The organism is Nonomuraea sp. B12E4, from assembly GCF_039871825.1.
Taxonomy (GTDB): Bacteria; Actinomycetota; Actinomycetes; order Streptosporangiales; family Streptosporangiaceae; genus Nonomuraea.
The window spans coordinates 454,583-473,695 of the sequence record NZ_JBDPME010000004.1; the positions used below are offsets into that span (position 1 = coordinate 454,583).

Genomic DNA, 19,113 nt, shown 5'->3' on the forward strand with positions numbered 1-19,113 from the left:
GATTCCCATCACGTGCACAACCTCCAGAAACGACTGAGGTTGGGGATCATCTCACGGGAAGGCCGGCGGGCCGGTCGAAGGCCGGCTGTTCCTTGAGGCTGCGGAGCATCGGGGGATGGAGAAGCTCGGCGGGGCCGCGGCGGAAGAGCTTGGCCGGGCGCCCGCCGTCCCTGGTGGTCGTGGCGCCCGTCTCCAGCAGGAAGCCTTCCGCCTTCGTCACCTTCCGGTGGAAGTTCCGGGGGTCCAGCGGGCGGCCCCAGACGATCTCGTAGACGCGGCGCAGGTCCGCCACCGTGAACTCCGGCGGGCAGAAGGCCGCCCCCAGCGACGTGTATTCCAGCTTGGCGCGCGCCCGCTCCACCCCGTCCAGCATGATGCGGCGGTGGTCGAAGGCCATGACCTGCAGCGAGTCCACGGGCTGCCAGCTCATGTGGGCCTTCTCCGAGGCGGGCAGGTCGGGGGCCAGGCCCAGGTAGGCGACGCTCAGCACGCGCTGCCTCGGGTCACGGTCGGGGTAGCCGTAGGTCTGGAGTTGCTCCAGGTGCACCGGCGCGCCGGGGAGGCCGGCCCGCTCCGAGAGGATGCGGTGGGCGGCCGCCGGGAGGTCCTCGTCGAGCTGGATGAAGCCACCGGACAGCGACCAGCGGCGCAGGAAAGGGGGATTGTCTCGGCGCCACACCAGGGCGCTGAGCGCCTGGTTGCGCACGGTGAGCACGACCAGGTCGACGCTGACCGGGATGCTCGGGACCATGGACCGCACGTTACACGCAGTCGTGTGCGGGGAGCGAACAGTGCGCGCTACGTCAGGATGCGCACGTGTAACGCTTCCGTCGTCGAAAGGCCCGAGGGCACCTTGACGGTGATCCTGACCCACTCCCCGGTCGGCACCTGGCTCCAGTCGAACGGCACCCAGGCCGTGGCCATGCCCTCCGGCATCTCCTCCAGCGGATCCTCATCCAGCCACCCCACCGCGGACACCACCAGGTCCTTGGTGCCCCCGGACCACTGGATGCCGACCGTGGAGCCCCGGAAGTTGTAGCCGCGCACCTCCACCCCGTCCTGGACGTCCCGCGGCCGCCTGATGGCGTCCACCGCGATCGGACGCCGCCAGTCCCCGGTTATCTCCTTTTCGAGCGAGGGATTGCCACAAGTCATGAAATCGCTCCACATGTAGGAGACGATCTTCTGCACGTAACGCCCGGCCATCGTGACGGCCTGGTCCAGGCGTTGCTTGTCGGTCTTGCCGCGCGTCCCCGTCGGCGCGCACGGCACGTCGCCCGACGGCTCGAAGGCCTCCACGTTCGCCCAGAGCTGCACCTTGTGGCCGGCCCGGAGCATCTGGTCCCGGGCCTCCGCCATCGAGCGGTAGTAGTCGCGGGTCGAGCCGTGGTAGGCCGTCTTGTACGTCGCCTCCCCCACCACCGGCCGAAGCCGCTCGTCCACCTCGGTGTCGCTCTCGTCCGGCCAGAACAGGCCCACCTTGCCGGTCCCCCGGCTGTCCTGCGGCGCGATGATGCCGACCCCGGTCTTGGCCAGGGCCGTGAAGGCTTCGGCCACCTGGGCGGGCGTCTGGCCGAAGGCGACCCTCTTACGCGCGTCCAGGTAGGGGCTGATCAGGATGGGTTTGCCGGGCAGCTCCTGTTCCACGATCGTGTGCTGGTCGGCGTACACCTCCAAGGTCGGGTTGGAGCTCAGGCTGGCGGCCATCTGGACCTCGAACGGCTGGTAGACCCCGCCCAGCGAGTCCCGGTCGGCGAAGCGCACGCCGTAGTCCTGCAGAATTCGCCGCGTCAGCGTGGTGAGGGTGCCGATGTGCTTCTTGTTGGCCCTGGTCGGGACGTCCGGGTCGCGGGGGGCCAGCGGCAGCGCCGGGAAGATCCGCATGCCGAACTGGTCGCCCAGGTTGAGCAGCTCGGTCAGACTGTCGGTGTTCGAGCCGGCCACCAGGATCATGTCGTAGGACTCGGCCTTGCTCGTGAAGTCGCAGGTGGGGTCGTCCGAGCCGTCCACCTGGGTGATGAGGCGGTAGTAGGTTCGCTTGCCCACCGTGATGCCGTGCTCCATCTCGGGACAGCGGAACAGGTTGGGACCGAAGGACTCGTCGGTGCGGTAGACGTAGGTGCGGCCGATCCGGTTGCCCGGATTGGCCTCCTGCAGGGCCTGCTCGGCGGCGTCGTGACAGGTCAGGCCGTCCTCGTGACACGGCTCGTAGAGCGAGTCGACGTGGCCTTCCTTGGTCAGCACCTCGCCGCTGTCGGACGTGCTGCGGAACTGCAGGCCGTACCCGATCCTGATGATCGTGTCCCCGCCGACCTTGTGGATCTGCTGCAGTTGCGAGCGCCACGTGCAGGGGTTCGACTTGGGGGTGATCCAGTAGCCGGTGACGGCGTACGGGGCCGGCTCGCCGGTGTCGAACGTTCCACAGCCGTCGGTGAACTCCTTGACCTTGGGCGTCGGCTCGTCCGTGGGATGCCGGGGCGCCGCCGACCGGCCGGCGTTCGTGTTCGGCTCCTGCGAGGACGTGGGCAGGATGATGATCACGGTTGCCACCACGGCCACGATGGCTGCGCCCACGACCAGGAAAAGCCAGCGCACGTTCAGGAACCTACCCGCCCTCGAATGTTTACGGCTTGACCCCGGCCCACGACTCCAGTTGGGCGACGAAACGCTTGGCCGAGTTGGGCCAGTGGTGGTTCGCCCTGGCCGCCGCGTAGCCGCGCGCGCCCTGCGCCCGCCGCTCGCGTACGTCGTCCCGCAGCGTCAGCACGGCCTGCGCCACCGCCTTGGGATCCTCCCAGGGCACCACGACACCGCTGTCGTAACGCTCGACCAGCTCCACCGCGCGCGGCGACGGGGTGGTGATGACGGGGATGCCGTGGGCCATGTACTCCACGATCTTCGTGGGCATCGAGTGCCGGTAGTTCGGCTCGTCGTGCAGCAGCGACAGCCCGGCCAGCGCCCCGTCGAGCCGCTTGAGCGCCTCGTCGTTGGGCATGAAGTCGCGCCACTCCAGCAGGCCCTCGGTGACCGCCTGGTTGAGCACGGGACGGCTCTGCGGGTCCGCGTAGCCGATCAGCTCCACGGCCACCCGGTACGGCTGCAGCAGCTTGGCCACCTCGACGGCCTCGGTCACCCCCCGGGCCCGCGACAACCAGCCGAGGTAGACCACCCGGTCGTCGCCGGGCGGCGTCACGGAGTCGGGCACCCAGGTCTCGTTCGGCACGATCAGGTGGGCGTGCTTGAACCGGCCCGCGTACGCCGTCTCGGCCAGTAACAAGTGCAGGTGGCGCTCGGCGGTGCCTTCGAGCAGGCGGGCGAGGAAGCGTACGGGCGGGCGCAGCAGCGAGGGCAGCCACGGCTTGAGCGAGAGCGTGGCCGGGGTGTCCTCGTGCACGTCCCACACCACGGGCGGCCGATTGCGCACCCCCCACACCGCGAACAGCAATTCGGGGTCGTGGATGAGGACGAGGTCCACCTTGTCCCGCATGCGCCTGAACACCCGGCGTGCGGCCCACACCGCGGCCATCCGCTTACGCTGGGAAGCCCTGGGAAGATCGACTCCGTTGACCCACGGTCTGGGGACGACGCCGTGCCCTGTGAACGACGCGGCGTACGTGACCTCATGACCGGCATCCACAAGGGCACGAATCTGCCTGTGCAGGATCCGGGCATCCTCGGGGTTATGCACCACCGTCATGACGAGCACGTGCACTGCGCGCAGCCCTCCGTCGCTACAGCCGCTCGACGCGTTCACCCTCGGCGAGCACGCCGCGGGTGTCGAGCACGAGCCTGGCCTTCGCCTCGACCATGTCAAGGTCGAACGCGGCGTGCTGTTGCAGCAGCACCGTCACGTCCGCGTTGATCACGGCCTCGGCCAGGTCCTCCTCACGCGGCACGGGTGTGCCGTCTACTGCCCACTCCTTGACGTACGGGTCGACGAAGGTGAGGTCGGCCCCCAGCTCCAGCAGCGCCCGCGCGACTGGAAGGGCCGGGGTCTCGCGCTCGTCGGCGATATCCGGTTTGTAGGTGACGCCGAGCATAACGACTCTGGCGCCGTTCACGGGCTTCTTGTGTCTGTTCAGCAGGCGCTGCACGCGGGCCACCACGTAGGAGGGCATCCGCTCGTTGATCTCCTGCGCCAGCTCGACGAACCTGAAGGGGTAGCCGAGCTTGCGGACCGTGTACGACAGGTACGACGGGTCGACCGGAATGCAGTGCCCGCCCACACCGGGCCCCGGCAGGAACTTCTGGAACCCGAACGGCTTGGTGGAGGCGGCCTCGATCGACTCCCACAGGTCGATCCCGAGCTCGTCGCAGAAGATCGCCATCTCGTTGACGAGGGCGATGTTGACGTGCCGGTAGGTGTTCTCCAGCAGCTTGGCCATCTCGGCCTCGCGGGTGCCGCTGACCGGCACCACCTGCTCGATGAACTGCCCGTAGAACGCCGTCGCCCGGTCCCGGCAGGTCGGCGTGTAGCCGCCCACGACCTTGGGTGTGTTGCGCAGGCCGAACTTGGGGTTACCCGGGTCGATGCGCTCGGGTGAGAAGGCCAGGTGGAAGTCCTCGCCCGCGACCAGCCCCGAGGTCTCCAGCAGCGGCCTGGCCACCTCGTCGGTGGTGCCGGGCCAGGTGGTGGATTCGAGCACGACGAGCGTGCCCTTGCTGAGGTTGCGGGCGACGGCCTTGGTCGCGCCCTCCACCGCGGACAGGTCCGGGCGGTGATCCTCGTCCAGCGGGGTGGGCACACATATGACGATCGTGTTGCTCCTGGCCAGCACGGACGCGTCGAGCGTGGCACTGAACCCGTTGGTCAGCATGTGTTCGAGGTCGGCGTCGGTCAGGTCATCGATGTAGGACCGACCGGCGTTGAGCGCATCGACCTTGCCGGGATCCACGTCGAGGCCGACGACCCGGAGGCCGGCACCCACCGCCTCCTTGGCGAGTGGCATGCCGACGTAGCCCAGGCCGATGACAGCCAAGTCGATTTCTGTCACAGCTGTGCCTTAGGGAGCCGGAAACAACACTTCATGGTCGCAAAGGTTATCTCAAGTCCACCTAGCTCACGCCTAATGCGACCGAACCCGTCACAAGAGACAGCCAACATGAAGGTCATCATTACGCCAGAGTCCGGTATAGAGCTTGATAAGTCTCGGCAACGCGGCTCCAAGTCCGCTTCGCGGCGACTTCGGCACGACCCGCCTCGCCCATCTCCGCGCGCCGGTCCGGATCCTCCCTGAGCCCCCCGATGGCCTTGGCCAACGCGGCCGGATCGCCCGCCGGCACGAGCAGCCCGGCCCCGTCGGAGCCGAGCAGCTCCGACAGCGCGGGCAGGTCGCTCAGCACCACGGGTTTGCCCAGCGCCATCGCCTCGACGGGTTTCAGCGGCGTGACGAGCCGAGTGACCCGCAGGTCCTCGCGCGGGCAGACGAACACGTCGATGGCGTCCTGCGCCTGCAGCGCCTCATCGGGACCGACCCGGCCCGGCAGGACGGCGTCCTTCAGGCCCAGCTCGGCGACCAGCGCGAGCAGGTTCTCGCGCTCGGTGCCGTCGCCCACGATGAGCACCCGCACGGGGGCGCCATCGTCGCGCAGCAGCGCGGCGGCCCGCAACAATGTGGCGAACCCCTCATAGGCCACGATGCTCGACACGGACCCGACCACGACCTCGTGGGGCTGGATGCCGTACGCGGTGCGGAACGACGCCCCGTCGTAGTGGGCGGTCAGCAGCGAGTCGTCCACCGCGTTCGGCGCCAGATGGATCTTCTCGCGCGGCACCCCACGCTCGACGATCTCCGTGGCCATGGTCTCGGCCAGCGTGACCACGGCGTCGGCCGCACGCATCAGGAACGCCTCGCGCTCGCGCTGCAGCACGTGCCGCTGACTGCCGACCCGGATCGGGTCGCGGGAGGCCCAGGTCTCCTCCAGGAAACCGCGTACCTCATAGACGAACGGCGTGCCCGTCCGGTCGCGCACGGCGTGCGCCACGGAGCCGTTGCGGTGGTCGGTGGCGGCGTGCAGGACCTGCGGCCTCAGCTCGGCGACGAGCTTGGTGACCGCCTCGGCGCCCTTGACCATGCGGCCGCGCATCTCGAACGGCACCTCGCCGTGGCCGTCGGGCAGCAGCCGGTAGTAGGGGATGCCGTCGATCTCCTCGAACGGCGGTGCGTCCGCGTGTCCCTGCATCATCGGCCAGCCCCAGCTCGTGACCACGTGCGGGTCAAGCCCCGCGGCCTTCTGGGAGGTGACGATGCGGTGGGTGCGGACGGTGTAGCCGGCCTGCGTGTACGGCAGCGCGTTCGTGACCAGGTGCATCACCCGGCCCTCGACGCGATCGGTGACGGCCACCTTGGGCGCGGGCGGGATCGGGTCGGGGCTGATCGCGGCCAGCTCACCCCGGTAGTAGGCGGCCCTGCGCTTGACGAAGGGGTATTTGGTGTGGGCGTCGAGCACCTCGGCGGCCTGGCTGACCCGGCCCGCGTCCCAGTGACCCTTGGCCTCGTTCCACGGCGCCTTGATCACGCGCATGCCGAGCTTGCGCACCACGCGCCGGGCCCTGCGGGCGGCCGGCCAGGCGACGCTGCCCACGATCGGGCGCAGCCGGGGCGGGAGCGCGTCGGCCGCGGCCTGCGCCACGCGGACGGGGTCGGACTTGACCTTCGTCACGACGACCCGGGTGACGATGATCGGGTGCTGGACGAAGCCCTTCAGAAGTCCCCCGACGCCGGCACGGGCGGACTTCGCGGAAACCCTGTCGGTTGAACGGGAGGAGTCTTGACGACTGGCGTCGGATGCCACGCGGTGACCGTACCATAGGCAGCGTTTTTTCCCTTCCGCTATGAAAGGCGAGGTCAATGAGGGAAAACCCCCTGGTCCTGCACGTCTTGGGTGCTCGTCCCAATTTCGTGAAAGCGGCCCCGGTGGTGCGGGCACTCGACGAACTCGGCGTGCGGCAGGGCATCATCCACACTGGTCAGCACTACGACGCCCTCATGTCGGACGTCTTCTTCGCCGATCTCGGACTGCCCGATCCGGTGGCGAATCTGGGGGTCGGCTCCGGCACCCACGCCAAGCAGACCGCGGCCCTGCTGGTCGGCCTGGAGGACGTGGTCATCGAGCACGAGCCCGACCTGGTCGTGGTCTACGGCGACGTCAACTCGACGCTGGCCGCCATCCTGGTCTGCGCCAAGCTGGGCGTGAGGACCGCGCACGTGGAGGCGGGCCTGCGCTCGTTCGACCGCGGCATGCCGGAGGAGGTCAACCGGGTCGTCACGGACGCGCTGGCCGATCTGCTGTTCGCCACCTCGCCGGAGGCCCTGTCCTACCTGGCGAACGAGGGCGTGCCCGCGGCCAAGGTGCACCTGGCCGGCAACCCCATGATCGACAGCCTGCACGCGGCCCTGCCGTCGCTGGACCCGGCCCCGGTGGTCGAGCGGCTGGGCATACCGGCTCGTTATGCCGTGGCCACCCTGCACCGCCCCGCGAACGTGGACACCCCGCAGGCCGCCAAGGAGCTGGTCGACGCGGTGCTGGAGGTCTCGCGCCAGATCCCGCTCGTGGTGCCGATCCACCCCCGCGGCAAGGTACGGCTGGCCGAGGCGGGTCTGGTGGACGGGGAGTCGGTCAGGGTCGTCGACCCGCTGGGCTATGTGGACTTCCTCTCACTCGTACGCGGTGCCGCCCTGGTCGTCACCGACTCCGGTGGTGTGCAGGAGGAGACCACCGTGCTGGGCGTCCCCTGCCTGACCGTCCGGCCCAACACCGAGCGGCCGATCACGATCACGCACGGCACGAACCGGCTGGTCACGCCCGCCCTGCTGGCCGCCGCCGCGGAGAAGGCGCTGGCCGACGGCGCGTCCACGCCGGCCGGCGAGCTGCCGGTGCTGTGGGACGGCGCGGCCGGGCCGCGGATCGCGAAGGTGATCTCCGCCTGGCTCAAGGGGGACAACCTGGCACCTGCCTCTCAGGGCAAACGCCCCGAATAGCGGCCATGTGCGCCGTACTATGACTTCCGATTAGAAACCGGCTATGTGGGCTGCCGCACGGCGGCACGACTGCGGGGTGGCAGTCCGACGAGCGGGTTTCCTATCGGCCCCTCCCAAGCAGTAAGGCGTATTCACCATGGCCGAAACCCCCGAAGAGCCCACCTACCAGCGACTCGGCCCCATCAACTGGCTGCCGGAGGATCGCAAAGTGATCGAGCGATTCGAGGCGGAGGTCAGGGAGCTGCGACGGCGGCTGGAGATCGCCGAGGCCAAGGCCGCGTACGCGACCTGGAAGCTGGAGGCCACGCAGGCCAAGCGGACGTTCAAGCTGGGCGAGGCGCTGGGCTCCAAGAGTCCGGGGAAGATCGTCGAGGCGGTCCGGTCGAAGCAGAAGGCCCCGAAGCCGCCCATGCCGGTCACCGAGGCGATCGAGATCGCCAACCACCGGCCGCCGCTGGTCGAGGTGCCGCCGGCGAAGTGGCCCGGCGGGCCGGTGAACCGGCCGGACCTGAAGGTCGCGGTGATCCTGGACGACTTCTCCAGGATGGCCTTCCGCTACGAGTGGGACCAGATCGAGTTCGGGCTCAAGGACTGGCCCGAGATCTTCCAGGAGAAGCGGCCCGACCTGCTGTTCTGCGAGTCGGCGTGGCACGGGAACCAGGGCCGCTGGCGCTACCAGATGACCGGCACCAACGCTCCCAAGGAGCCGCTGCGCGACCTGCTCGCCTGGTGCCGCGGGGAGGGCATCCCGACGGTCTTCTGGAACAAGGAGGACCCGCCGAATTTCGACTTCTTCATCGACACGGCCAAGCTGTTCGATTACGTGTTCACCTGCGACGGTGACATGCTGCCGAAATATCGTGAAATTTTGGGACACGATCGGGTGGACGTGCTGCAGTTCGCCGCCCAGCCCCGGGTGCACAATCCCATCCAGCAGAAGCAGGGCCGCCTGCACGACGTGGTCTTCGCCGGCATGTACTTCCGCGACAAGCATCCCGAGCGCCGCGAGCAGATGGAGACCGTGCTCGACCCGATCAGGGAGCTCGGCCTGCACATCTTCGCGCGCAACGGCGAGGTGGACGAGAAGTACGCCTGGCCGGAGAAGTACCGGCCGCACATCGTGGGCGAGCTGCCCTACGACCAGATGCTGGCCGCGTACCGGATGTACAAGGTCTTCCTCAACGTCAACTCGGTGCTGGACTCGCCGACCATGTGCGCCCGGCGCGTCTTCGAGCTGTCCGCCTGCGCCACGCCCGTCGTGTCGGGGTGGTCGCGGGCGATCGAGGAGACGTTCGGGGAGCTGGTGCCCATCGCCCGCGAGCCGATCGAGTCCTACAACCAGGTTCTGCACCTGATCAACAGCCCCGAGCTGCGGGCCAGGATGGGGCACCTGGCGATGCGCGAGGTGTTCGACAAGCACCTGTTCTCGCACCGGGTGGACCAGATCCTGCAGGACCTCGGCCGGCCGGTCGAGTCCAGGTCCCGCTCGATCTCGGTGGTGCTGCCCACCAACCGGGCCGCCCAGATCGAGCACGCGATCTCCTCGGTGGCCCGCCAGATCCACCGCCCGCTGCAGCTCGTCATGGTGCTGCACGGGCTGGACATCGACCCCGTGGTGGTCGCCGACAAGGCCCGCATGGCGGGCGTCACGGACGTCGTGGTGCTGGCCGCCGACGCCTCGCTGTCCCTCGGCGCCTGCATGAACCTGGGCATCGCCGCCGCCGAGGGCGACCTGATCGCCAAGATGGACGACGACAACCTGTACGGCGATCACTACCTGTCGGACCTGGTGCGCGCGTTCGACTACTCCGACGCGGAACTGGTCGGCAAGGGCGCGCACTACGCCTACTTCGAGGGCGGCAACACCACCATGCTGCGCCTGCCCGGCCTGGAGCACCGCTACTCGTGGCTGGTCCAGGGAGGCACGTTCCTCGGCAAGGCGGACATGTTCCGCTCGTACGGCTTCCCCGACCTCACCCGGGGCGAGGACACCCACCTCGTACGGCGGCTGAAGGAGGACTCCGTCAAGATCTACTCGGCGGACCGGTTCAACTTCGTCTACTGGCGCAGTGCCGACGCCTCGATGCACACGTGGCAGGCCAACCACATCAAGCTGACCCGTAACGCCCAGTTCTCCTTCGTCGGCCGCCCCGACGACCACGTACTCATCTGACCTGTTTGGCGGCCTGTGCGAGGTTCTGGTCGGCCAGGTGGGCCAGCTCGTACAGGCCCTGCGGCTGCACCTGCTTGCCGACCACGAGCATGCTCATGATCATGGTCCCCCGCCTGATCATGACCGAGCCGATCTCGGCGTTCTCCTCGCCGCCCTTCGCGGTGGTGAGGTAGGCCCGCGACTGGTCGCCCTTGGGCGGCATGGAGAGCATCTTCGTCCGGTAGGCGACCGGGGTGCCGGCGACGTCGGCGGTGTAGTTGGCGCACTCCCGCGGCAGCGGGTCGGGGAAGACGGGCGCCGGCATGGACACCACCGCCTGGGTGATCGAGCCGCGGTCCGCGGCGAACGCGATCACCGCGGCGGGCGCCTTGGCGACGTCCGGCCGGTCGGCGTCGAGCTGCGCCGAGCCCGCGCACTCGGGCCGGCGCAGCTTGGCCTGGCGGACCGCCGCCAGGCCCTCCTGGGTGGACTTGAGCGAGCCGAACGCGCCCAGCTCCGGCCCGTACGCGACGCGCATGCCCTTGGGCACCGGCAGCAGCGCGGAGCGGAGCTTGGCCGACTCGGCCGCCGACGGCGAGGGCGGGACCGAGGCCGCGGGGTCCGCGGCGGGCTTCTCCTCCGCCGAGCATCCGGCCATCGCCATCATGCCCAGACATATGCCAGAAATGGCCTTACGCATGGATTCTCCAATTCCTCGGGCGGCATTGTTGAAAACGCTAGAGGAAGTGGAGAGTAAGGAGCCGAGTAACGTCGCTATTCGCGGGATTCAGCGGGTTTACGAGTAATTTCGGCTTCGCCGTTGTTCGGATTGGCGCCATTGAGCAGTGCCCTGGCCAGGCCCAATCCGGTGCCGCCCAGCGTGAGCGCCTTGGCCAGCAATTCCTCGACGCCCTGCGCGCCGTTCAGCACCACCATGTGGTCGACGTTCGCGAACGCCTCGGCGCCCGCCTTCACGACCTCCGGCCAGCGCTCGGCGAGCTGCTGGGCGATGACCGCCTCCTGGTTCTCCTTCAGCGCCTGGGCCCGGGCGCTGATGGCCTGCGCCTCCGCCAGGCCCTTGGCCTGCGCCGCCTCGGCCTGGGCCAGGCCCAGCGCCTTGGCCGCCGCCGCCGCGGCCCGCCCGCGGGCCTGGGCGGCCTGGGCCTCGGCCTCACCGGCGATCTTCGTGGCCGTTCCCGCGGCCTCGCCGCGCAGCCGTACGGACTCGGCGTCCGCGGCGGCGGCCACCTTGACCTGGTTGGCCTGCGCGATGGCGCGCAGCTCGGTCTCCCTGGCCTCGGCCTCCGCGTGGGCGATGCGCGCGTCGCGCTCGGCCTGGGAGAGCGTGACGGTCTCGTACGCCTTGGCGTCGGCCGGCTTGCGCACCTGCGACTGGAGCCGCTGCTCGGCAAGCTGGGCCTCCAGCTCGGCGGACATCCGGCCCCTCCTAAGCGAGTGCTCTGGCCACGTAAACGGTGCGTGGCGGGAAATACTCCACAACGATCCCCAGGGTGCCGATGGGGAACTCCTCGTCCGGCACGCTGGGGTGGGCGTAGAAGGCCTCGACACCGCCTCTGATGGGGATCATCACCTCGCCGACGAGCCCCGGGCCGATCCTCCCTGTGACCCTGCCCTGCTTGCCGACCACCGGACTCCCCCGTCGTGATACGCCGGACGCTACTCCAAACGGGCATTCGCGGTAATAGGGCGCGCAAAAAGTTTCTCGAAGCGCCGCGCGCCCCGGCCCGGCTTCGACGGCGGCCTGCCGATGATCATGCCATGAGGCAGTGGGCGCGGGTCTTCCTGATCGGATTCACGCTGTGGCTCGCCACCGTGATCGTCACCGGCCTGACCGGAAACTCCAACCTGGTGCCCACCGTGGTGCTGCTCGGCAGCTTCCTGGTGCCCGTGACGTTCGTGGTCTGGGCCTACGGGCGGGGCCGCTCGGCGCGGGTCACGGTCGAGCTGCTGTTCATGGCGTTCGTGGTGGGCGGCGTGCTGGGCGTGCTGGGCGCCTCGCTGCTGGAGAGCTGGCTGATCCGGCCCTCGATCGTGATGTACGTCCTGGTCGGCCTGATCGAGGAGGGCGTCAAGCTGGCCGCGCTCATGTTCGTGACCAGGCGCATGACGCTGCGTACGGCCCGGGACGGCGTGGTGCTCGGCGGGACCGTCGGCTTCGGCTTCTCCTCCTTCGAGAGCGCGGGATACGCCTTCAACTCCCTGTTCACCACCGAAGGCCTGTCGCTGCCCGAGCTCGTCGAAACCGAGGTGCTGCGGGGCGTCCTGGCGCCCGTGGGGCACGGCCTGTGGACGGCGATCCTCGGCGGCGTGCTGTTCGCCGCGGGCGGGCGGATCACGTTCCCCGTGGTGCTGAGCTTCCTCGGCGTCTCGCTGCTGCACGCCCTGTGGGACTCGATGACCGCCATCGCCATCGCGGTGACCCTGGTGCTGTTCGGCCAGCGGTGGCAGTTCCAGCTCCTGCGGATCGGCCGGGTCCCCAACGTCACCGACTGGCAGGTGCACGTGTACACGCTGTTGCACTGGGCCGGACTCATCGTGATATCGCTGGTAGGGGTGCTGTGGCTGACGACAGTGCTCGGCCGGGGCCGCCGGGACCGGGAGATCAGGCATCAATAATCACGGTAATGAACGTGTTCCTCCCACTGCACCGGAGCCATAAACGGTGCTAGTCTCCTATGCGATCTTCCGGAGGTGTATTTACACAAGGTGTGGAAATGCCCCCGACTCGAGGTTGGGACATGGGCTCGCGAAACCGGTCAATTCGGTTCAAGATCTTCTTATTGCTGCTGCTACCCCTTCTGTCTCTGAGTGCGCTCTGGGGTTTCGTCCTCAATCTCACGATGGGCGACGCGCAGTCACTGCTCCGCGCGAACACGCTGTACCAGACTCTCGGCGTCACCTCCCTCGACCTGGGACTTCAGTTGCAGGCCGAACGCGTGCGCTCCTCGGAGGCGCTCACAACGCGTGAGCTCCCCGAGGTGCTCCACGGGCAGCGCGCCCGCACCGACAAGTCGGTGAACGACTTCCGGCAGGCCGTCACCAAGGCCGGCGACGCCGTCAGCGACGACCTGCGCGTCCCGCTCGGCGTCCTGAACGACGAGCTCGACCGGCTCGGCCCGATCAGGGCCGACATCGACGGCGGTCTCGGCTCCCGCCTGGACGGGCTCAACGAGTACAACCGCGTCCTCGACTCGATCTTCCTGCTCTACGACCACCTGGTCACCGTCTCCGACCTGGACATCTACCAGCAGGCGTCCTCGCTGCAGGCCGCGGGCATGGCCAGGGAGTACATCGCCAGGGAGCACGCCCTCATCATCGGCGCGCTGTCCGACAAACGCCTCACCGAGCCGGAGAAGGCGGCCTTCACCGAGTACGCGGCCTCCAGGAAGTTCCTGCACGCGCGCGGGCTCGCCGGGCTCGACGTAGCGCTGCGCCGGCCGTACGAGCAGGTCTTCGCCACCGAGCCGTTCCTGACCTTCGCCATCATGGAGGCGCGGATCGTCAGGACCGGGACGCCGCCGCCGGACGCCGCCGGCTGGCACGAGACGATCGACCGGCTCACCGCCCGCCTCGACGAGCTCGGCGTCACCTCGTCCGACACCCTGGCCGCGCGCGCGTCCGAGGCCGCCACGGGAAGCATCGTGCGGATCTCCGTCGCGGGCGTCCTCGGTTTGATCACGGTGCTCGCGTCGATCATCATCTCAGTACGCTTCGGTCGTCGCCTGGGCGGCGAGCTCGCCGGGCTGCGCTCCGCCGCGGTCGAGCTGTCGCAGCAGCGGCTGCCCGACATCGTGACGCGGCTGCGCAGGGGCGAGGACGTGGATGTGGACGTGCGGAAGGAGGTCAGGGAGATCAACGTGAGCGGTTCCGCCGAGATCATCGACGTGGCCCGGGCCTTCCATTCCGTGCAGCGCACCGCCGTGACGGCCGCCGTCGGGCAGGCCGCGCTGCGGCGCGGGGTCGGGCAGGTCTTCCTCAACCTCGCCCGGCGCAAGCAGGGTCTGCTGCACCGCCAGCTCGCGCTGCTGGACGGCATGCAGCGCCGTACGCACGACCCCGACCGGCTGGAGGAGCTCTTCCGCCTGGACCACCTGACCACCCGCATGCGGCGGCACGCCGAGAGCCTGATGATCCTCTCCGGCGCCGCGCCCGGACGGGCCTGGCGCAGGCCGGTGCCGGTGATCGACATCGTGCGGGCCGCGGTGGCCGAGGTCGAGGACTACACCAGGGTCACCGTGGAGACGATGCCGGACGGCGCGGTCGACGGGACCGCCGCGGCCGACCTCACCCACCTCGTGGCCGAACTGATCGAGAACGCCACCATCTACTCGCCGCCGGCCACCATGGTCCAGGTGCGCGGCGACGTGGTGAGCAACGGCTACGCCATCGAGGTGGAGGACAGAGGGCTCGGGCTGACGGAGGCCGAGTACGCCGCGTTCAACGCGCTGCTGGCCGACCCGCCCGAGTTCGACCTGGCCGACAGCGACCGGCTGGGCCTGTTCGTGGTGGCCCGGCTGGCCGAGCGATACGGGATCAAGGTGCTGCTGCGGCGCTCCCCCTTCGGCGGCACGACGGCCATCGTGCTCGTGCCGCGTACGCTGCTGGCCGACCCGGCGACACCGGCCCCGCACGGCCGGCTCGCGGGCGCCGGCGACGATCGGGCCGCGCTGCCCAGCCGCACGAGGAAGAAGGCGCTCGCGGTGGTCACCTCGGGCACCCACGCCGGGCTCCCCAGGCGAGTGCGCCAGGCCAATCTGGCGCCCGAGCTCCAGGATGCGTCGTCCGAGCCGGAACGGCCGGGGACCGCGGCGCCGGAGCAGGAGGAGCCGGCCGAACGCTCTCCCGAGGAGGTACGCGACCTGTTCTCCGCCTTCCAGCGGGGAACCCAACGCGCCAGAGAAGAAGCCTCTGAGGAGGGGCCATGACTAAGGGGGATGCATGAGTGTGCCGACCACCAACACCGGTGAGCTGAACTGGTTGCTGGACGACCTTGCCACCAGGGTCGCCGCGGTGCGCCAGGCGGTCATCTTGTCGACCGACGGCCTCGCCATCGGTTATTCCAAGGGATTGTCCCGTGAGGACGCCGAGCACTTGTCGGCGGTGGCGGCCGGTTTCCAGAGCCTGGCCCGCGGCACCGGGCGCCATTTCGGCGGCGGCGACGTGCGCCAGACGATCGTGGAGATGGAGTCGGCGTTCCTGTTCGTCACCGCGGCGGGACAGGGCACCTGCCTGGCCGTGATCGCCGATGCGAACGTGGACGTCGGCCACATCGCCTACGAGATGGCGATGCTGGTCAAGCGGGTGGGCCAGCACATCACCACCAACCCGCGCGCTGGAGCGTCATGAGCGATAGCCCGCAGTGGTTCGATGAGGAGGCGGGACCGATCGTCCGGCCTTATGCTCTCATACGCGGCCGTACGCACTCCTCCGGAGACGCGTTCGACCTCGTGGCGACCGTGCGTGCCGTCGGCGATCCGCCGCCCGGCGAGCTCGGCCCAGAACAGCAACTCATCCTGCGGGCGGCTCGTGGTCCGATCTCGGTGGCCGACCTGGCCGTCGAGCTCGACCTGCCCGTCGGTGTCGTCCGGGTGCTGCTCGGCGACCTGCGTGACCAAGGCCTCATCTCGGTGACGTCGTCCTCGGCAGGAGGGGCGCGGTCGAATGAGCGCATTCTCAAGGAAGTGATCAATGGACTCCGTGCTCTCTGAGGACCCCGTCGCGCTGAAGATTCTTGTCGCAGGGGGGTTCGGCGTCGGCAAGACCACACTGGTCGGGGCGGTCAGCGAGATCAAGCCGCTACGCACGGAGGAGGTGCTCTCCGACCGCGGGATCGGCATCGACGACCTCGACGGGGTGGAGGGCAAGAACACCACGACCGTGGCGATGGACTTCGGCCGCATCACCATCCGCGATGGGCTGGTCGTCTACCTGTTCGGCACACCCGGGCAGGAGCGGTTCTGGTTCATGTGGGACGAGCTGTCCTACGGCGCGCTGGGCGCGGTCGTGATCGCCGACACCCGGCGGCTGACCGACTGCTTCCCGTCCGTGGACTACTTCGAGCAGCGCGGCACGCCGTTCGTGGTGGCGGTCAACTGCTTCGACGGCGCGGACCGGCACAGCGTGGACGACGTGCGCATCGCGCTCGACCTGGACGATGACGTGCCGGTGCTGCTGTGCGACGTGCGCCGCCGCGCCTCGGCCAAGGAGGTCATGATCGCGCTGGTCGAGCACTCCTTGAGGACGCTGGCCTCGGCGAACTAGCCCTGCCCCGGCGGAAAATCGGCCCCGGTCACCCCGGGGCTGCTCAGAGCGCTCTGAGGCCGTTGATCACTTCTTGGAGCAGGCTCTCCGTCGCCGCGGTGGCCTTGTCGCGCGGCTGGCGCACCGTGACCAGCCCGTGTTCGAGCAGGTCCCCTAACAGCACCCTGACCACGCCGACCGGCAGGCCCAGCTCCGAGGCGACCTCGGCGACGGGCCTGTTCTGCGCCGCCACGCAGCCCAGCAGCCGCCGGTGCTGCACGCCCAGGTCGGCGTTGGCGGGGGCCGGCGATCGCGTCGAGGCGACGATCGCCAGCAGGTCGAGGGAGGACGAGGACGTGGGCCTGGTGCGCCCGCGGGTGACCGCGTACGGCCGCACGACGGGGCCCGCCTCCTCGTCTATCCACTCGTGCTCGCCGCTCACGATTCAGTTCCCCCATCCTGGTCACTGTCCTGCCGCCCGCGCTGCCAGCCGGCCTGGAGCGAGGAGAGCAGCGCCCTGGCCTCCTCGGGTGAGCGCTCCTCGGCCGGCGGCGCGGCGGACGGCGCCTCCTTGAGCCGCTGCGGCAGGCCCGTCTCCCGATCCCGCCGCGGCAGCCCCTTCCGGCGGTCACGCTGCGGCAGCCCCGTCTGCCGGTCACGCTGCGGCAGGTCCGCCTGCCGGTCGCGCTGGGGCAGCCCCGTCGGGTCCTGCTGCGGCAGCGCGACGGTGGTGCCACGCTTACTGGTACGGATCCGGCGTGGCAGCTCGCCCGGCCCCGTGGGCTCCGACCTGATGACGGACACGGAGACCGACTCGAACTCCAGCGGCTGCACCGGGGTCGCCAGCGCCTCGACCAGCGTGGCGGGCACGAGCACGATGGCGGTCGTGCCCCCGTACGGAGAGGGTTTGACCGTCACCTGGATGCCGTGCCGGGAGGCGAGCATGCCGACCACCGCGAACCCCAGCCGCTCGGTCTGCGCGGGGTCGAAGTCCGGCGGGCTGGCCAGGCGGTCGTTGATGGCCCGCCGGGTGGGCTCGTCCATGCCCAGGCCGCGGTCCTCGATCTCGACGGCGAAGCCCCTGCCGACCATCTCGCCGCGCACGGAGACCTCGTTGCCGGGCGAGGAGAAGGAGGCCGCGTTCTCGATCAGCTCGGCGAACAGGTGCATGAGGTCGGCCACGGCGGCGCCCGACACGCCGACCTCGGGCATCGGGTAGACGCGTACCCGGGTGTACTCCTCGACCTGCGCCGCCGCGCCGCTGAGCACGTCCTCCATCGGGATGACGCCGCGCCACCTGCGGCCCGCGCTGCCGCCGGAGAGCAGCACCAGGCCCTCGGCGTGGCGGCGCATGCGGGTGGTCAGGTGGTCGAGCTTGAACAGCCGCTCCAGGGCCTCCGGATCCTCGGTCTGGCTCTGCATCTCGTCCAGCATCTTGAGCTGGCGCTGCAGCAGCGACTGGCTGCGCCGGGCCAGGTTGCGCAGCGCCTCGGACACGCCCTCACGCAGCCTGGCCTGCTCGACGGCGGCGTCCACGGCCGTGCTCTGAACGCTGTCGAACGCCGAGGCCAGGTCGCTGACCTCGCTGGTGGCGTGCTCGGCGACGCGGATGGAAGGCACCTCGGCCCCGATGTCCACCGGCTCGCCCTTGCGCAGCTTCGTCACGACGTCGGGCAGCCTGATCTCGGCCAGATCCAGCGTGGTACGGCGCAGCGCCGCCAGCTCACGGGTGATCCGGCGACCGACCCGGACGGAGATGAAGACGGAGAAGACGACCGCGATCAGCCCGAGCGCGCCCGCGACGCCGGCCCGGACCAGGACGCCCATGCCGGCGGGCTCCATCCGGGCCCGCAGGCTCTCGCCGGTGTTCCTGACGGCCTGGGTGAACTCCCGCCCGATCGGGTCGGCGATGCCCCGCCAGAGCTCGACGTCCACCGGCTGGCCGGAGACGTAGCCCTCCAGGAGGTTCTCCATCGTGACGTACCGGCTGGAGTAGTAGAGCTTCTCGAAGGGGGCCCGCAGCTCGGTGTCGAGGCTGGCCAGCGCTTTGGGGAAGAGGTACGTCCGGGTGCCGTCGATGCCCGCCAGCAGGTGCACGTCGCGCATGGCGGCCTTGCCGTTCGAGGCGACGAGCAGGGCGTGCTCGCGGTTGAGCAGCTCGCGTACCTCGTCGGCGGAGATCAGGCCCTGCGCCTGGAGTGCCAGCTCCAGGTCGGTGCTGATCGTCAGCCGGGAGTAGAGCAGGTGCACCTCGTCGGAGACCTTCGCGTACTCGGTGACGAGGCCGTTGGGCACGAGCTGGCGCGCGTCCACCCTGCGCCGGATGTCCGGCAGCCGGTCGATCGCCCCGAACAGGGTCTGGAGCTGCGTCTTCATGTCCGGCGTGAGCACCGACTGGGTGTCATCCGCCAGAGCCTGCCGGCGCAGCCTCGTGATGCCGGCGTCCACACCGGCCCGCGCCTTGGTGAGCGTGTCCGCGTCGCGCGCGGTGCCCGCGAGCCGCTCGGCCGAGGCCAGGCGCTCGACCTGGAGGTTGGAGACCAGGTTGTCGGCGGGAGCGATGATGTTCTCCCAGATGGTCCCGACCTTGAGCAGGTTGAGAGCCTCTCCCGACGTGGTGCTGGCGGCGAAACCCCAGAGCGCGACCAGGGAGATCAGCGGGATGACGAGCAGCGTCGAGATCTTGAATCTGATGGATCTGCCCGATGCCATGACACC

The 19,113-nt window shown here is 69.5% G+C and carries 17 protein-coding genes; 7 read left to right on the forward strand and 10 right to left on the reverse strand.

Annotated features, from left to right (window positions below; translation table 11 throughout):
• Positions 1–46: 46 nt before the first annotated feature.
• From ABGB18_RS13500 to ABGB18_RS13520, 5 genes are all read right to left on the reverse strand, one after another.
• Positions 47–751 (reverse strand): NUDIX domain-containing protein, encoded by a 705-nt coding sequence (locus ABGB18_RS13500; protein ID WP_347695791.1) that lies wholly within the window; start codon positions 749–751, stop codon positions 47–49.
• A 47-nt stretch (positions 752–798) separates the two neighbouring features.
• Positions 799–2,595 (reverse strand): DUF4434 domain-containing protein, encoded by a 1,797-nt coding sequence (locus ABGB18_RS13505; protein ID WP_347695792.1) that lies wholly within the window; start codon positions 2,593–2,595, stop codon positions 799–801.
• 28 nt (positions 2,596–2,623) lie between these two features.
• Positions 2,624–3,712, reverse strand: a complete 1,089-nt coding sequence (locus tag ABGB18_RS13510; RefSeq protein WP_347695793.1) for a glycosyltransferase — start codon at positions 3,710–3,712, stop codon at positions 2,624–2,626.
• Between the two features lie 19 nt (positions 3,713–3,731).
• Positions 3,732–4,994 (reverse strand): nucleotide sugar dehydrogenase, encoded by a 1,263-nt coding sequence (locus ABGB18_RS13515; RefSeq protein WP_347695794.1) that lies wholly within the window; start codon positions 4,992–4,994, stop codon positions 3,732–3,734.
• 121 nt (positions 4,995–5,115) lie between these two features.
• Entirely contained in the window at positions 5,116–6,795 is a 1,680-nt protein-coding gene (locus ABGB18_RS13520) for a glycosyltransferase family 4 protein (protein ID WP_347695795.1), read from the reverse strand.
• A gap of 56 nt (positions 6,796–6,851) precedes the next feature.
• Between ABGB18_RS13520 and wecB the strand changes: the two genes are divergently transcribed.
• Both wecB and ABGB18_RS13530 read left to right on the forward strand, forming a co-directional pair.
• On the forward strand, positions 6,852–7,982 hold the full coding sequence (wecB, locus tag ABGB18_RS13525) for a UDP-N-acetylglucosamine 2-epimerase (non-hydrolyzing) (protein ID WP_347695796.1): 1,131 nt from the start codon (positions 6,852–6,854) through the stop codon (positions 7,980–7,982).
• A gap of 136 nt (positions 7,983–8,118) precedes the next feature.
• Entirely contained in the window at positions 8,119–10,155 is a 2,037-nt protein-coding gene (locus tag ABGB18_RS13530; RefSeq protein ID WP_347695797.1) for a glycosyltransferase, read from the forward strand.
• Here the strand turns inward: ABGB18_RS13530 and ABGB18_RS13535 are convergent.
• The 3 genes from ABGB18_RS13535 to ABGB18_RS13545 all read right to left on the reverse strand — a co-directional run bounded on the left by ABGB18_RS13535 (position 10,148) and on the right by ABGB18_RS13545 (position 11,782).
• On the reverse strand, positions 10,148–10,834 hold the full coding sequence (locus tag ABGB18_RS13535) for a hypothetical protein (protein ID WP_347695798.1): 687 nt from the start codon (positions 10,832–10,834) through the stop codon (positions 10,148–10,150). The genes ABGB18_RS13530 and ABGB18_RS13535 overlap by 8 nt on opposite strands.
• A gap of 74 nt (positions 10,835–10,908) precedes the next feature.
• A complete protein-coding gene (locus tag ABGB18_RS13540; RefSeq protein ID WP_347695799.1) occupies positions 10,909–11,571 on the reverse strand; it encodes a flotillin domain-containing protein in 663 nt (220 codons plus the stop codon).
• A gap of 10 nt (positions 11,572–11,581) precedes the next feature.
• Positions 11,582–11,782, reverse strand: a complete 201-nt coding sequence (locus ABGB18_RS13545) for a hypothetical protein (protein ID WP_347695800.1) — start codon at positions 11,780–11,782, stop codon at positions 11,582–11,584.
• A 131-nt stretch (positions 11,783–11,913) separates the two neighbouring features.
• On the opposite strand from ABGB18_RS13545, the gene ABGB18_RS13550 reads away from it, so the two are divergent.
• The 5 genes from ABGB18_RS13550 to ABGB18_RS13570 all read left to right on the forward strand — a co-directional run bounded on the left by ABGB18_RS13550 (position 11,914) and on the right by ABGB18_RS13570 (position 16,416).
• Positions 11,914–12,771, forward strand: coding sequence for a PrsW family glutamic-type intramembrane protease (locus tag ABGB18_RS13550; RefSeq protein ID WP_347695801.1), 858 nt, complete (start codon positions 11,914–11,916; stop codon positions 12,769–12,771).
• Positions 12,772–12,995: 224 nt separating this feature from the next.
• Positions 12,996–15,080 carry a nitrate- and nitrite sensing domain-containing protein gene (locus ABGB18_RS13555; protein WP_347695802.1) on the forward strand — a complete coding sequence of 695 codons (2,085 nt, stop codon included), beginning with the start codon at positions 12,996–12,998 and terminating at the stop codon, positions 15,078–15,080.
• 13 nt (positions 15,081–15,093) lie between these two features.
• On the forward strand, positions 15,094–15,501 hold the full coding sequence (locus ABGB18_RS13560; RefSeq protein WP_347695803.1) for a roadblock/LC7 domain-containing protein: 408 nt from the start codon (positions 15,094–15,096) through the stop codon (positions 15,499–15,501).
• Positions 15,498–15,863, forward strand: a complete 366-nt coding sequence (locus ABGB18_RS13565; protein ID WP_347695804.1) for a DUF742 domain-containing protein — start codon at positions 15,498–15,500, stop codon at positions 15,861–15,863. Before ABGB18_RS13560 ends, ABGB18_RS13565 begins: the two co-directional genes overlap by 4 nt.
• A complete protein-coding gene (locus ABGB18_RS13570; RefSeq protein ID WP_347695805.1) occupies positions 15,844–16,416 on the forward strand; it encodes an ATP/GTP-binding protein in 573 nt (190 codons plus the stop codon). The genes ABGB18_RS13565 and ABGB18_RS13570 overlap by 20 nt, the downstream gene beginning before the upstream one ends.
• 43 nt (positions 16,417–16,459) lie before the next feature.
• Here the strand turns inward: ABGB18_RS13570 and ABGB18_RS13575 are convergent, their stop codons facing one another.
• The gene (locus tag ABGB18_RS13575; protein ID WP_347695806.1) at positions 16,460–16,837 is read right to left on the reverse strand and encodes a DUF742 domain-containing protein; all 378 of its coding nucleotides are present in this window, start codon (positions 16,835–16,837) and stop codon (positions 16,460–16,462) included.
• Positions 16,834–19,107: a nitrate- and nitrite sensing domain-containing protein gene (locus tag ABGB18_RS13580; protein ID WP_347695807.1), complete on the reverse strand. Its 2,274-nt coding sequence runs from the start codon at positions 19,105–19,107 to the stop codon at positions 16,834–16,836. The genes ABGB18_RS13575 and ABGB18_RS13580 overlap by 4 nt, the downstream gene beginning before the upstream one ends.
• Positions 19,108–19,113 lie beyond the last annotated feature (6 nt).